This window comes from Saccharopolyspora galaxeae (assembly GCF_016526145.1).
Classification (GTDB): domain Bacteria; phylum Actinomycetota; class Actinomycetes; order Mycobacteriales; family Pseudonocardiaceae; genus Saccharopolyspora_C; species Saccharopolyspora_C galaxeae.
In genome coordinates this window covers 13,540-27,755 of the sequence record NZ_JADDUE010000018.1, presented here as the reverse complement: position 1 = coordinate 27,755, position 14,216 = coordinate 13,540, and the positions used below count along the sequence as shown (strand labels likewise).

General features: G+C 71.7%; 10 protein-coding genes. 8 read left to right on the top strand and 2 right to left on the bottom strand.

Annotation, left to right across the window (positions count from 1 at the left end):
• Positions 1-468: 468 nt before the first annotated feature.
• The 3 genes from INP57_RS27930 (at position 469) to INP57_RS27920 (ending at position 5,061) form a co-directional block, all read left to right on the top strand.
• Positions 469-1,278, top strand: coding sequence for an SDR family oxidoreductase (locus INP57_RS27930; protein ID WP_200073362.1), 810 nt, complete (start codon positions 469-471; stop codon positions 1,276-1,278).
• A gap of 37 nt (positions 1,279-1,315) precedes the next feature.
• Positions 1,316-3,037 (top strand): glycoside hydrolase family 3 protein, encoded by a 1,722-nt coding sequence (locus INP57_RS27925; RefSeq protein ID WP_200073361.1) that lies wholly within the window; start codon positions 1,316-1,318, stop codon positions 3,035-3,037.
• Between the two features lie 224 nt (positions 3,038-3,261).
• Entirely contained in the window at positions 3,262-5,061 is a 1,800-nt protein-coding gene (locus tag INP57_RS27920) for an IlvD/Edd family dehydratase (protein WP_200073360.1), read from the top strand.
• Between the two features lie 246 nt (positions 5,062-5,307).
• Here INP57_RS27920 and INP57_RS27915 read toward each other — a convergent pair whose 3' ends face one another.
• Together INP57_RS27915 and INP57_RS27910 are read right to left on the bottom strand one after the other, a co-directional pair.
• Complete coding sequence (locus INP57_RS27915) at positions 5,308-6,246, bottom strand: ABC transporter substrate-binding protein (protein ID WP_200073359.1); 939 nt, start codon at positions 6,244-6,246, stop codon at positions 5,308-5,310.
• Positions 6,247-6,386: 140 nt separating this feature from the next.
• The gene (locus tag INP57_RS27910) at positions 6,387-6,677 is read right to left on the bottom strand and encodes a hypothetical protein (RefSeq protein ID WP_200073358.1); all 291 of its coding nucleotides are present in this window, start codon (positions 6,675-6,677) and stop codon (positions 6,387-6,389) included.
• Between the two features lie 95 nt (positions 6,678-6,772).
• On the opposite strand from INP57_RS27910, the gene INP57_RS27905 reads away from it, so the two are divergent.
• From INP57_RS27905 to INP57_RS27885, 5 genes are read left to right on the top strand one after another with little or no spacing between them, the layout of a single operon-like run.
• Positions 6,773-8,236 (top strand): pyridoxal phosphate-dependent decarboxylase family protein, encoded by a 1,464-nt coding sequence (locus INP57_RS27905; RefSeq protein ID WP_200073357.1) that lies wholly within the window; start codon positions 6,773-6,775, stop codon positions 8,234-8,236.
• Complete coding sequence (locus tag INP57_RS27900; protein WP_200073356.1) at positions 8,233-9,972, top strand: IucA/IucC family protein; 1,740 nt, start codon at positions 8,233-8,235, stop codon at positions 9,970-9,972. Before INP57_RS27905 ends, INP57_RS27900 begins: the two co-directional genes overlap by 4 nt.
• Positions 9,969-11,264, top strand: coding sequence for a lysine N(6)-hydroxylase/L-ornithine N(5)-oxygenase family protein (locus INP57_RS27895; RefSeq protein WP_200073355.1), 1,296 nt, complete (start codon positions 9,969-9,971; stop codon positions 11,262-11,264). The genes INP57_RS27900 and INP57_RS27895 overlap by 4 nt, the downstream gene beginning before the upstream one ends.
• Positions 11,264-12,418 (top strand): hypothetical protein, encoded by a 1,155-nt coding sequence (locus INP57_RS27890; RefSeq protein ID WP_200073354.1) that lies wholly within the window; start codon positions 11,264-11,266, stop codon positions 12,416-12,418. Before INP57_RS27895 ends, INP57_RS27890 begins: the two co-directional genes overlap by 1 nt.
• Positions 12,396-14,180 (top strand): IucA/IucC family protein, encoded by a 1,785-nt coding sequence (locus INP57_RS27885; RefSeq protein WP_200073353.1) that lies wholly within the window; start codon positions 12,396-12,398, stop codon positions 14,178-14,180. Before INP57_RS27890 ends, INP57_RS27885 begins: the two co-directional genes overlap by 23 nt.
• Positions 14,181-14,216: the final 36 nt, after the last annotated feature.

The following is a 14,216-nucleotide window of genomic DNA, read 5'->3' as shown; positions in this document are numbered from 1 at the left end:
CGGGCGGCCGCTCGCGGCTCGCCTGCCGCTCCGGCAGCGGCCGCACCGCCGCAGAGCGGCAGGTCAGGCCGGGTCATCGGGTCCGCGCGCCGGGAGGCCAGGGCTCCGGAACCTCGGGGCCGTGGTGTCTCAATGACCGGAACGGAAGCGCCGGAGCACTTGGTGGTTCGGCGCACGGCCGGCTGGGGAACGGCGCCCACCGCGCGGACAACGCACCCGGACTCCCCGCGCATTCCCGCGCCGACGTCGCTGCCTGCGAGAGTGACAGTCCTCCCAGCGAGGCTGGGTTCCTGCCCGCCACGAGTGGTATGTGGCACGGCAGGGCCGTCCGGCCATCGCGCTCGCAGCGCCGATGTTCCGGCCGCCGGACCGCCCTGTGATAGTCCTGCACTCGTTGGAAATTGCCCGGATGCAGGACCAGCCGGTGAACCGGCCCGCACCCGGCCCGATCCGGCGAAGGTGGAGCGCATGGCGCAGCAGGTCGCGGTGATCATCGGTAGCGGCGGGATTGGATCGGCCATCGCCCGGCGCCTGGGCCCCGCAGCGCACCTGCTGATCGCCGACCACGACCGGCAAACCCTGCACTCGGCGGCGACCGAACTGGACGGCGCGGGATGCACCACGACCACCGCGCACGTCGACGTCGGCTCGCCGGAATCGGTCACCGCGCTCGCCAGGCAGGCGGCTTCGCTCGGCGAGGTCGGCTCCGTGGTGCACACCGCCGGGCTCTCGCCGGTGCAGGCCGATGTGTCCGCGGTGCTGACCGTGGACCTGCTCGGCGTCGCGCTCGTGATCGAGGAGTTCGCCGAGGTCATCGCGCCCGGTGGTGCGGGCGTGGTGATCGCCGGCATGGCCGCGCACGGCCATCCCGGGTTCGCGCCCGAGCTCGCCGGGCAGCTGGCCACCGCACCCGCAGCCGAGTTGCTGTCGCTGCCGGTCACCGACCCCGCGGGCTTCGCCGACCCCGGGCACGCCTATTCCTTCGCCAAGCGGGCCAACCTGCTGCGCGTGCAGGCCGCCAGCCGCACGTGGGGCGCGAACGGAGCCCGGATCAACTCGATCAGCCCCGGCATCATCGAGACCCCGATGGGACGGGCCGAGCTGGCCGGGCGAAGCGGCCCGGACATGCGCGCCATGATCGCCGCGTCGAACGCGGGACGCCCCGGAACCGCCACGGAGATCGCCGAGGCGGCGGCGTTCCTGCTCGGCCCCGCGGCGAGCTTCATCTCCGGAACCGACCTGCTGGTGGACGGCGGCGCCGTCGCCGCGTTCAGCTGACGCAGCTCAGTCCGGCACCGACCGAGAGGTTGCGCGCATGACGCCTCAGCACCCCTACCAGGACGCCGCGCTCGACGTGGATCAGCGGGTGGCCGATCTGCTGTCCCGGATGGACCTGGCGGACAAGGCCGGGCTGCTGTTCCAGCCCATGGCCGACGTGGGCGACTTCGACCGGCCCGGAACTTTCGGCACGCCTTCCGTGCGCACCCTGCTGCAGCGGCGCATCACGCAGATGAACGTGCTCGAGGTGTCCTCGGCGCGCGAGACGGCCGAGTGGCACAACGCCTTGCAGCGCGCCGCCCGCGAGCACCCGCTCGGCATCCCGGTGACGATCTCCAGCGACCCGCGGCACTCGTTCACCGACAACCCGGCCGCGGCGTTCCTGGCGGGCCCGTTCTCGCAGTGGCCGGAGCCGCTGGGGTTCGCCGCGCTCGGGTCCGCCGAGCTCGTCGAGCGCTTCGCGGAGGTCACCCGCCGGGAATACCTGGCGGTCGGCATCCGCACCGCGCTGCACCCGCAGCTCGACCTCGCCACCGAACCGCGGTGGGCGCGCCAGAACGGCACCTTCGGCGAGGACGCCGACACGGTCGCCCGCTTGGGCGCCGCCTACGTGCGGGGTCTGCAAGGGCCGGCCGGCGCCGGTGTGTCGGCCATGGTCAAGCACTTCCCCGGCGGCGGACCGCAGCGGGACGGCGAGGATCCGCACTTCCCCTACGGCCGTGAGCAGGTCTATCCCGGCGGGTGCTTCGATCAGCACCTGGAGCCGTTCCGCGCGGTCATCGACGCGGGTGCCGCGCAGGTCATGCCGTACTACGGGATGCCGGTCGGCACCGAGCTCGAGGAAGTCGGGTTCGGTTTCAGCAGGCAGGTGCTGACCGGCCTGCTGCGCGAGGATCTCGGCTTCGACGGAATCGTGTGTTCCGACTGGGGAATCCTCAGCGACATGTGCTGGGGCGTCGAGCACCTCTCGCACGCCGAGCGGATGCGCAAGGCCCTGGAGGCCGGGATCGACCAGTTCGGCGGGGAGTCGAGCACGGACGTACTGATCTCCCTGGTCGAGTCCGGCGCGGTCAGCGAGCGTCGCTTGGACTCCTCGGCGCGCCGGGTGCTGCGCGAGAAGTTCCGCCTCGGCTTGTTCGACGACCCGTTCGTCGACGCCGGACGCGCCGCGGCGGTCGTCGGTGCCGCCGACGCCCGCGAGCAGGGGCTGGAAGCGCAGGCCGCCGCGCACGCGTTGGTGCAGAACACCGCAGGCTCGGCCGCCGGTCTACCGCTGCGTTCCGGGATCAAGGTCTACGCCGAGAACGTCGATCCGGCCGCGTTGCGCGGCCGCGCCCAGGCGGTCGGAAGCCCGGAGGAGGCCGACGTCGCGATCTTGCGGCTGACCGCGCCGTGGGAGCAGCGCGGCACGCCGGGTGACCTGGAGAGCTTCTTCCGCGCCGGTTCCCTCGCGTGGTCCGCCGAAGAGCTCGACCGCATCGGCCGGATCGCCGCCGCGGTGCCGACCGCGGCCGTCGTGCACCTCGACCGGCCCGCGCTGCTCGGCCCCCTCGCCGAGGCCGTGTCCGCGCTGGTGGTGGAGTTCGGCGCCTGCGACGAAGCGGTCGCGCGGGTGCTGTTCGGGGAGGCCGAACCGCGCGGCCGACTGCCCTTCGACATCCCTTCGTCGGCCGAGGCGGTCGCGGCGAGCAGGCCCGACGTCGCGTTCGACACCGCCGAACCCGCGTACCGGTTCGGGCACGGCCTGCGCTACGGCTGATCGGCCGCGCCGACACGCCCGCGCGCCGCTCGATCAGTGCCGTTCGGTCAGCCGCTGCTGCCAGCCGATGCGCGATAGGTCCAGGTGAAGGCGTCGACGCCGCGTCGCGCGGCTCCGGACGTCCCCGGCGGAGCCTGTTGTTCGCCACCGCCGATGCGCATACTTGATCGGCCAAGGACACCGCAGTCCGCGGCCCGGCACCGGGCGCGGCAGCGAGGAGGAACATGACGGGCAACGACGGCCGCCGGCTGCGCTCGCAGGACTGGTTCGACATCCCGGGCGATCCGGGCACGAGCGTGCTGATGCTCGAACGGTTCCTCAACTACGGCCTGTCGCGGGCCGAGCTGCAGGCGGGCAAGCCGGTGATCGGGATCGCGCAGACCGGTTCCGACCTGTCCCCCTGCAACCGCCACCACCTGGAGCTGGCGCAGCGGCTGCGGGAGGGCATCCGGGAAGCGGGCGGTGTCGCGATGGAGTTCCCGGTGCACCCGATCCAGGAGACGGCGCGGCGCCCGACCGCGGCGCTGGACCGCAACCTGGCCTACCTGGGGCTGGTCGAGGTGCTGCACGGCTACCCGCTCGACGGGGTGGTGCTCACCACCGGCTGCGACAAGACGACACCGGCGGCGCTGATGGCGGCCGCGACCGCCGACCTGCCCGCGATCGTGCTCTCCGGCGGTCCGATGCTCAACGGCTGGGTGGACGGCGGGCGCTGCGGTTCCGGCACCGTGCTGTGGGCCGCGCGCAAGAAGTTCGCCGCCGGCGAGATCGACGAGGACGGCTACTGGAACCTCGTGTCGGCCGGCACTCCCTCGGCCGGGCACTGCAACACCATGGGCACGGCTTCGACGATGAACGCGCTGGCCGAGGCGCTCGGCACGAGCCTGCCCGGCAACGCCGCGATCCCCGCGCCGCACCGGGAACGCGCCGAGATGGCCTACCGGACGGGGCTGCAGGCCGTCGAGCTGGTCCGTGCCGATCGCAAGCCGTCGCAGGTGCTGACCAGGGACGCCTTCCACAACGCGATCGTGGTCAACTCCGCGCTGGGCGGGTCGTCGAACGCACCGATCCACCTCAACGCGATCGCCCAGCACGCAGGGGTCGGACTCACGCTCGACGACTGGGAGCGGATCGGGCAGGAGGTCCCGCTGCTGCTGAACATGCAGCCGGGCGGCACCTACCTCGGCGAGGACTTCCACCGCGCCGGAGGCGTGCCCGCGGTGCTGGCCGAACTCGCCGACGGCGGCCTGCTGCGCACGGACGCGGTGACGGTCAACGGCTCCACCATCGCCGAGAACCTTCCCCGCAGCGGCACCGCGGACCCCGACGTGATCCACCCGTTCGCTTCGGTGGCGGGCTCGCCGGGCGCGGGTTTCCGGGTGCTGCGCGGCAACCTGTTCGACTCGGCGATCATGAAGACCAGCGTGATCTCCGCGGAGTTCCGCGCCCGCTACCTGTCCGACCCCGAGTCGCCGAACGCCTTCACCGCGCGCGCGATCGTCTTCGACGGGCCGGAGGACTACCACGAGCGCATCGAAGATCCCGGCTTGCGGATCGACGCGGATTGCATCCTGGTGATGCGCGGGTCCGGCCCGCTCGGGCACCCCGGATCGGCGGAGGTCGTCAACATGCAGCCACCTGCCGCGCTGCTCGGCGCGGGCGTCGAGGAACTCCCGTGCATGGGCGACGGCAGGCAGTCCGGCACCTCCGGATCGCCGTCAATCCTCAACGCGGCGCCGGAGGCCGCGGCCGGTGGACGGCTGGCGATCCTGCGCACCGGCGATGCCGTCCGGGTCGACCTGAACGCCGGGCGGGTCGACGTGCTGATCGGCGAGGACGAGATCACGCAGCGTGAACGAGAACTCGCCGACGCCGGTGGTTACCCGGTGCGACCGCACCAGACGCCGTGGCAGCAGATCTACCGCGAATCCGTTTCGCAGCTGGACGACGGCGGTGTGCACACCAGCGCGCTGGCCTACCGCGAAGTCGGGCGGCGGGAGAACCTTCCGCGTTACAACCACTAAACGGCTGAAACAGCGGCTCGGACAGATTCACCCGGCGCAGTTGGATCGCCGGGAGAAAACAGCCTTTTCCGCCGTCCGCGGTAGTTTGCCAGTCCCCATGCGCGAGCGCCGCCACTCCTGCGACGTCTTCGCGGACGCCGCAGGAAATGGCGGAGTTCGACCAGTGCCGGAAGGCGGCCGGAACGGGCTCGCGAATCCGCCCGACGAAATCGCGGAGGTCAGCGCCGTGCGACCTGCCGTTGCAGGTCAGCGTCGTGCGACCTGCCGTTGCAGGTCGTCGAGCACGAGGTTGGCCGCGATCGGCCCGAGCCCGAGGAACCAGGTGCCGTCCGGAACCTCGACCGCGTTGCCCGCACGCACCGCACCCAGCGCAGGCCACTGCGCCGAGCCGATGACGTCGTTCATCTGGCCGCGGGAGTTGTCGCCGTAGGCCGCGTAGAACAGCAGGTCGCCGTCGGCCTGACCGACCTGCTCCCGGCTGACCCGGGTGAAGGTCGTGTCCGCCTGCTGGTTCTGCGGCCGGGCGAACCCGGCGTCGGCGAGGATGCTGCCGATGAACGAGCCCTTGCCGTAGAGCCGGATGTCGCCGGGGACGAACCGCAGCATGCTGACCCTGGTGCGCCCCGGATCCCCTGCCTGCGCGCCGATCGCGGCCGCGCGCTGCCGGTACTCGCCGAGGATGCGCTGCGCTTCGGCCGGTTTGCCCAGCGCTTCGGCGTCCAGCAGGAAGTTCTGCTGCCAGGTCTTGCCGGTGGTCTCGGCGAACACGGTCGGCGCGATGGCGCTGAGCTGGTCGTAGCGCTCGCCGTCGCGGACCTTGCTGGACAGGATCAGGTCCGGCTTGAGCGCGGCGATCCGCTCCAGGTTCGGCGAGCCGATCGTGCCCACGATCTCCGGTTTGCCCGCCTGCTGCGCCAGGTACGGCGGTAACGAGCCGCCCGCGTCCGGCTGCACGACACCGACCGGCCGGACGCCGAGCGCGAGGGACGCGTCGAGTTCGCCCGTGTCCAGCACCACCACCCGCCGCGGTTCGCCCTTGATCGTCGTTTGCCCCATGGCGTGCTCGACCACGCGGTCTCCCGGCTGGGGAGACGCCTGATCGGCGGGCTGCGCGCCGCATGCCGCGGCAGCGGTCAGGGTCAGTGTGGCGGTGACCGCGGCCAGCAGGCGTCTTGGTCGGAACATGCTGCTCCTTTTAAGTCTCGAACAAGCTCGGCGAGCCTAACCTAACCATTCATCTTGCATAGTGATCGAGAGCCGAATCACGATCGGAGCAACGGATCGCCGAGCGCACCGGGAGCAGGCGCGGAACTTCGTTGAACGAATCAAATGGAACGCGATTCCCGCCGAGCGCGCGCGATCCGAAAACGTTCCACATCCGGCGAACCGAGTCCGCCGCGCAATCGAATCCCGGCCCGCTTGTCCGCCGCGGGAAAAAATTGTCGATCTTGTTCGGTGAGTTCGCCCCAGGTGATCGCGCTGAGCGCGGACACGACGCGCGGCGCGGAGGAATCCGGGGTGTTGAAAACCGCGGCGACGATGATTACCGTGCGTTCTCGACCAGGGTAGGCAAACCTAACCAGCCCTTTCCTGTCCGGCCGCAGACGACGACGCACGGCCGTGGCTCAACACAGCGAGACAGCACACCGCCGCCGGTGCGACGCCGCGCGCGGTGCGTTGCCGCACGACCCGAGCACGAGGAGACCCCGACGTGACGATCCGCACCGAGCTCGCGGGCGGCGGCAGCGGGCCGGCGAACCTGCGCCCGCTGCTGGCGACCGCGCTCGACGCCCTGGCCAAAGGCGTGGTCGAACGCGCCGGGCCGCTGCCTGCGGGCGGCCCCGGCGCCGTCGACGCGCTGCTGGCGGCCGATCCGCTTCCCGAGGACGGCATCGGCGCCGAACCCGCGCTGGCCGGTGTGCTGCAGGACTTCGCCGCGGGCGCGGCCGACCCGGCCGATCCCGCCTGCGCCGCGCACCTGCACACCCCGCCGCTGGCGGTCGCGGTCGCCGCCGAGGTCGTCGCCGCGGCGCTGAACTCCTCGCTGGATTCCTGGGACCAGGCGCCTTCGGGCAACCGCGCCGAGTCCGAAGTGGTGCGCGCGATGGCCGCGTGCACCGGCTACGACCCCGACACCGCGGGCGGCGCGGTCACCACTGGCGGCACCGAGTCCAACCTCACCGGCCTGTTGCTGGCCAGGGAACACGCGTTGGCCGCCGAGTTCGGCGCGCACCCCGTCGCGTCCGGATTCCCCCCGCAAGCGCACGGGCGGCTGCGGCTGCTGTGCTCGGAGACCACGCACTTCTCCGTCGCGCGCAGCGCGGGCGTGCTGGGTCTCGGCGAGGACAGCGTGGTGGGGGTCCCGGTCGACGACGAGTACCGGATGGATCCGCGGGCACTGCATTCGACCCTCACCGACCTGCGGGAACGCGGCGACGTCCCGGTCGCGGTGATCGCCACCGCGGGTACCACCGACCTGGGCGTGCTCGATCCGCTCGCGGAGATCGCGCGCATCGCCGGTGAACACGGCACTTGGCTGCACGTGGATGCCGCCTACGGCGGCGGTGCGCTGTTCTCGCAGCGCCTCGCCCCGCTGCTGGAGGGCGTCGAGCTGGCCGACTCGGTGAGCATCGACCTGCACAAGCTGGGCTGGCAGCCGGTCGCCGCGGGGGTGTTCCTGACCCGGCGAGCCGCATCGTTCGAGCCGGTGGAGCGGCGGGTGGCCTATTTGAACACCGCCGATGACGAGGACGCCGGGTTCCGCAGCCTGCTCGGCCGTTCGCTGCGCACGACTCGGCGGCCGGACGCGGTCAAGATCCTCACGACCTTCCGCGCTCTCGGCCGCCGCGGGCTCGGCGAGCTGGTGGACAGCTGCCACGACCAGGCTCGGCACGCCGCCGCGGCGGTGCGCGCGCACCCCCGGATGCAGCTGTACCGGGATCCGGTGCTGACCACGGTCGTCTTCCGGTACCTGCCGGAGTCCGGTGATCCGGATCCGGTCAACGCGCGGCTGCGCCGGAGGCTGCTGGACGAGGGCACCGCCGTGGTCGGCCGCACCGAACTGGACGGCTCGGTGTGGCTGAAGCTCACCCTGCTGAACCCGAACACGACCGGTGGCGACATCGACGCCCTGCTGGCCGACGTGCTGGCCGCCGGCAACAAGGAGGTCCGATGACCGGCCGCTGGGCGGACCACGAGGCTTCGCCGGACACAGCCGCGCCGGACGCAGCCCTGCTGGACGCAGCGACTGCGGACGCGGCGATTGCGGACGCGGCGACCACCGGCGGCTTGTTGCGGTGCTGGTTCCGCGAGACGGGCGTGCCGGTGCCGGACACCGGCGAGGTGCGAATCCCGCTGCCTGCCAGCGGCACCGCGCTGGTGGCCGAGGTGCTGCACCGGTCCCCGACCGGGCACCACCGCTTCGGTTCCGTGCGCTTGCCCGGGGGTGCGAGCCCGAACGCCGTGACCGTCGCCGCGCTGCTGTCGCTGGAAGGCTCGGCCGGGAACGCCGCCGAGGTCACCGAGCTGCTCGCGCGGGTCGCCGATTCGCAGCAGCGGACCACCCGGCACCTGCGGGAACGCCGGGACTCGCCGGAGGGCGCGAGCACCCCGTTCCTCGCCGCCGAGCAGGCGCTGGTGCTCGGGCACCCGATGCACCCGACGCCGAACAGCCGCAACGGCTGGAGCGAGCAGGAGGCGGCCGCCTACTCGCCGGAACTGCGCGGGAGCTTCGCGCTGCACTGGTTCGCCGCCGACCGGTCGGTGGTCTCCTCCGACGGCGGGCCGCAAGCGCGCCTCGAAGGCTTCGCGCCGGAGGTTCCGGAAGGCACGGTGCCGGTGCCGGTGCACCCGTGGCAGGCGCGGTCGCTGCTCGGGACCAAGGGCGTGCGAGCTCTGCTGGATGCGGGGCTGTTGCACGACCTCGGCGTGCAGGGTCCGCGCTGGTTTCCCACCTCGTCGATCCGCACGGTCTACCACCCCGATGCGCCGGTGATGCTCAAGTTCTCGCTGGGCCTGCCGATCACCAACTCGAAGCGGGAGAACCTGCGCAAGGAACTGCACCGCGGCGTGGAGATCGACCGGCTGCTGGACGCGGGCCTGGCCGGTGAGCTCGCCGCGGCGCATCCGGACTTCTCGATCGTGCGGGATCCGGCGTGGCTCACCGTGGACGTGCCCAGCGATTCGCCCGATGGCGCGGAAAGCGGTTGGGAAGTCCTGCTGCGGGACAACCCGTTCGGCGCGCAGCAGCGCGCGGCCTGCGTCGCCGGGCTGCTCGCGGAACGCCCGGAACTGGGCGGATCCGCGCTGCAGCAGGTGATCGGCGGGCTGGTCGAGCGCACCGGTGAGTCCCGTCAGCAGGTCGCCGAGCAGTGGTGCGCGCGCTACTTCGACCACCTGGTGGCTCCGGTGCTGTGGCTCTACCGCGAGCACGGCGTGGGGCTGGAGGCGCACCAGCAGAACTCCCTGATCGGACTCGACGGCGACGGCTGGCCAAACGGCGGCTGGTACCGGGACAACCAGGGCTACTACCTGTCCGAAACCCGGGTGGCAGAGCTGGAGCGGTTCCTGCCCGGCGTCGGCATCGCCGGGGAGAACCGGGTGGACGACGCGGTCATCGACGAGCGGCTGGGCTACTACATCGGCATCAACAACCTGATCGGCCTGGTCGGCGCGTTCGGCTCGCAAGGCCTCGCCGACGAGCGGCGGTTGCTCGCGCTGCTGCGGGCGAGGCTGCGCGAGTTCTCCGATCTCCCGCTCGCGGCGGGACTCGCCGAGTCGTCCTCGTTGCGGTGCAAGGCGAACCTGCTGACCCGGCTCGGCGGGATGGACGAGCTGGTGGGCCCGCTGGAGACCCAGTCGGTCTACGTGGACATCGCGAACCCGTTCGCAGAAGGGGAATCAGCCGCATGAGCCGCAGCTACGACCTGCTCGGGGTCGGTCTCGGCCCGTTCAACCTGTCGCTGGCCGCGCTCGCCGCGGAGGTACCCGGTGTTTCGGCGGCGTTCCTGGACGAGAAGCCGGAGTTCAGCTGGCATCCCGGGCTGCTCATCGAAGGCACCACGCTGCAGGTGCCGTTCCTGGCGGATCTGGTCACGATGGCCGACCCGACCAGCCGGTGGTCGTTCCTGTCCTACCTGCGCGAGCACGACCGGCTGTTCCCCTTCTACTTCGCGGAGAAGTTCCACATCTCGCGCCGCGAGTACGAGCACTACTGCCGGTGGGTCGCCGACTCGCTGGACTCCTGCCGGTTCGGGCGCCGGGTGACCGCGGTGCGGTGGGACTCCGAGCAGGAGCTGTTCCTGGTCCGCGCCGAGGACGTCGAAACCGGGCAGCACCAGGACTTCGCGGCGCGCAACGTCGTGCTGGGCGTCGGGACCGGGCCCGTGGTGCCCGAAGCGTTCCGCGACGTGCTCGGCGACGACGTCTTCCACGCCGCCGAATACCTGGACCGCCGGGAGTCGTTGCGCGCGGCCGGGGACGTGACCGTGATCGGTTCCGGGCAGTCCGGCGCGGAGGTCGCGCTGGACCTGCTCAGCGAGCGCGAAGGGACCGGGCGGCGGACGCGGTGGCTGACGCGCTCCCCCGCGTTCGCGCCGATGGAGTACTCGAAGCTCGGGCTGGAGCACTTCACCCCGGACTACACCGGCTACTTCCGCACGCTGCCGCAGGAAACCCGGGACCAGGTGGTGCCGTCGCAGTGGCAGCTCTACAAGGCGGGCAGTGCCGGGACGCTCGGTGCGATCCACGACGTGCTCTACGAACGTTGCGTGGGCGGCCGCGAGCCGGACTCGACGCTGATGCCGAACGTGGCCGTCACCGGCGCCCAGCGCGCCGCGGGACGGGTCGAGCTGCGTTGCCATCACACCGAGCAGGACCGCGAGTTCGATGTCCGCACCGACAAGGTCGTGCTCGCCACCGGCTACACCGCACGGCGACCGTCCTTTCTGGACACCATGAGCGACTTGGTGGACTGGGACGGCAAGGGTCGGTACAAAGTGGACGACGACTACCGGGTGGCGCTGTCCGCAGAGGTCACCGGTGGGCTATACGTGCAGAACGCCGAGATGCACAGCCACGGCGTCGGCGCCCCGGACCTCGGGCTGGGTGCGCACCGGGCGGCGTCGATCGTCAACTCCGCATCCGGGCGGAAGGTCTACCGGCTGCCGGAGCGCAACTCGTTCACGACCTTCGGCGTCACCTGATGCATTCGCGCACGGTTCTGCTGGCAGCGGCCGGAATGCACATGGTGACCGAGACGGCACTGGCCCCGTTCTACCCGGCGTTGTTCCGGGCGGCGTTCGGGGTGCAGGACTTCGCCGCCACCGGTTGGTTCATCACCTTCACCCGGGTCGCCGCCGTGCTGGCGCTGCCGCTGTGGGGCTTGGCCACCCGGCGCTGGCGGCTGCACTCGCTGGTCCTGTTCGGACAGTCCGCGGCGGTGCTGCTGACCATCGCGCTCGCGCTCGCACCGACGTTCGCGGCGTTCACCGCGATCGGTGTGGCGCTGGTCGCGGTGAAGTCGGTGGTGCTCGTGGCGCACCCGAGCACCGCGGGGACGCACCCGGACGGACTGCTGCCGGGGGTGCGCCAATACGTCGCGGTGCTGCAAGGCGCGATCGTGCTGGCCGCCGCGCTCGGCACGACGATCGTGACCGTTCCCGACCCGATGCGGGCGCTGCCCGCTCTCGCGGTCGCCGAAGTGGCACTGCTGCTCGCCTGCATCACGGCGTTCCGCCGAACCGGCGTTCCGCAGGCGCCGGACACCGCAACACCCGCGTACCGGGCGCCGCGGCTCGCGCTGCCACCGCTGGCGGTCGCGGTGTTGTTGTTCGCACTGGCCGGTGCGGTGGTGCGCCCCTTCTTCACCGAATTCGCCGCGGCGCGGGGAGCGTCCGAAGTGGGCGGTGCCCTGCTGTTCGCGCTCGCGCACGCTGCTGCCGTGATCGCGGCGATCCGAGCGCGCACGGCCCCCGGTTTGACCGGGCCGGTGGCGCTGGCCGCGGTCGGCCTGGCGGTGCAGGCGGTCGCGACCGAACCGTTGTTGCTCGCGCTCGGCCGGGTGGTGTTCGGAGTCGGCCTCGGGCTCGCCCAGGTCGGACTCGACTTGCGGGTGCTGGGCGCCGCCCGCGGATCCGGCACCGGCTACGGCCTGGTGGCCGCCGCGCAGCACGCGGGACTGCTGGTGGCGCCGATGATCGCCGCGTCCGGGGCCGACGCGAACCTGGCAGCGCCACTGGCGATGGGTGCCGCCTTGTTCGCCGTGCTGGCCGTGGCCGCCATCCCGCTGCTGCGCACCGCCGTGCCCGACCGACCGCTGTCTCCGGAGGTATCTGATGTTCTTGTCCGTACCCGCTGAACTCGACGCCGGCCGCTGGAACCGCGCCGGGCGCGACATGCTGGCCAAGTCGCTGGCCGAGCTCTCCTACGAGCTGCTGCTGCAACCGGAGGAGGTGGAACCGGGCCGGTACCGGCTCGACCTGCCGGACGGCATCTCCTACGGCTTTTCCGCCCGCCGCGGAGCGTTCGGGCACTGGACGGTGCGCCCGGACTCGATCGTGCGCCGCACCGCGGACGGCGAGCAGCCCGCTTCGGACCCGCTGCGGTTCCTGCTCGACGCGCGCTCGACGCTGGGCATCACCGGCGACACCGCCGGGCATCTCGCGCGGGAGCTCAGCGCGACGCTGGCCGCGGACACCCGGTTGCTCGGATCGGGCCGCAGTTCAGCCGAACTCGCCGATCTGTCCTATGTGGACTTGGAGGGGCACCAGACCGGGCACCCGTGGATCGTGCCGAACAAGGGCCGCGTCGGCTTTTCCGCCTCGGACACGTCCCGCTACGCGCCGGAGGCGCGATCGGCGATGCGGCTGCCGTGGATCGCGGTGCACACCTCGCTGGCCGCGTACCGCGGAGTCGACTGGCTGCCCAGCGAGCGGTTGATCGAGGACGAGCTCGACGAGCCGACGCGGCAGCGATTCCGCGACCAGCTCGGCGAACGCGGCCTCGACCCGGCCGATTACAGCTGGCTGCCGGTGCATCCCTGGCAGTGGGACGAGATCGTGCTGCCCACCTTCGCCGCGGACATCGCGGCGGGCCGAATCGTGGCGCTCGGCGAAGGACCGGACCACTACCGCCCGCAGCAGTCCATCCGCACCTTCACCAACGTCGACGACCCGCAGCGCCACCACGTGAAGCTGCCGGTGTCCATTCTGAACACTTTGGTCTGGCGCGGGCTGCCGACCGAGCGCACCGTCGCCGCGCCAGCGCTGACCGCGTGGGTGCTCGGGCTCGCGGACAACGACCCGTACCTGCGGGACGAAGCCCGCGTGGTGCTGCTCGGCGAGGTCGCCTCGGTCACCGTGCGGCACCCGGTGCTGGAGGAGATCCCGGACGTCCCCTACCAATACCGGGAACTGCTCGGCGCGATCTGGCGCCAACCGATCAGCGGCAAGCTCGACGAGTCCGAACGCGCCCGCACGCTCGCTTCGCTGCTGCACGTCGACGACGACGGCCGCGCGTTCGTGCGCGAGCTCGTCGACCGGTCCGGATTGGACGCGGAAACCTGGCTGCAGCGGCTGTTCAGCGCGCTGCTGCCGCCGCTGCTGCACTTCCTGTACCGATACGGGCTGGTGTTCTCCCCGCACGGGGAGAACGTGATCGTCGTGTTCGACGAAGCCGACGTGCCCAGCAGGCTGGCCGTGAAGGACTTCGTCGACGACGTCAACGTCGCCGACGCGCCGCTGCCCGAACTGGCGGGCATTCCCGATAAGGTCTCCGAAGTGCTGCTGCGCGAGCAGCCGCAGTTCCTGTGCCAGTTCATCCAAAGTGGACTGTTCGTCGGGCATTTCCGCTACCTCGCCCCGCTGGTGGAGGATCACCTCGGGCTCGCCCAGCAGCGGTTCTGGGAGATGGTGCGTGACGAGGTGCTGAACTACCAGGCGAAGGCCCCTGAACTCGCCGACCGGTTCGCGATGTTCGACCTGCTGACCCCGGAGATCGAGCGGCTGTGCCTGAACCGCAACCGGCTGCTGCTGGACTCCTACCGGGACCGCCCGGAGCGGCCGCACGCGGCGGTGCACGGCCACGTCGTGAACCCGCTGCACGATCCCGGGGCGCGGTGAGTTCCCAATAGCCGGCGCGCCCGGGCCGCGACTCGG

Coding starts and splice junctions, on each gene's coding strand:
- INP57_RS27930 (WP_200073362.1), top strand. CDS start 469: ATGGCGCAGCAGGTCGCGGTGATCATCGGTAGCGGCGGGATTGGATCG.
- INP57_RS27925 (WP_200073361.1), top strand. CDS start 1,316: ATGACGCCTCAGCACCCCTACCAGGACGCCGCGCTCGACGTGGATCAG.
- INP57_RS27920 (WP_200073360.1), top strand. CDS start 3,262: ATGACGGGCAACGACGGCCGCCGGCTGCGCTCGCAGGACTGGTTCGAC.
- INP57_RS27915 (WP_200073359.1), bottom strand. CDS start 6,246: ATGTTCCGACCAAGACGCCTGCTGGCCGCGGTCACCGCCACACTGACC.
- INP57_RS27900 (WP_200073356.1), top strand. CDS start 8,233: ATGACCGGCCGCTGGGCGGACCACGAGGCTTCGCCGGACACAGCCGCG.
- INP57_RS27895 (WP_200073355.1), top strand. CDS start 9,969: ATGAGCCGCAGCTACGACCTGCTCGGGGTCGGTCTCGGCCCGTTCAAC.
- INP57_RS27890 (WP_200073354.1), top strand. CDS start 11,264: ATGCATTCGCGCACGGTTCTGCTGGCAGCGGCCGGAATGCACATGGTG.
- INP57_RS27885 (WP_200073353.1), top strand. CDS start 12,396: ATGTTCTTGTCCGTACCCGCTGAACTCGACGCCGGCCGCTGGAACCGC.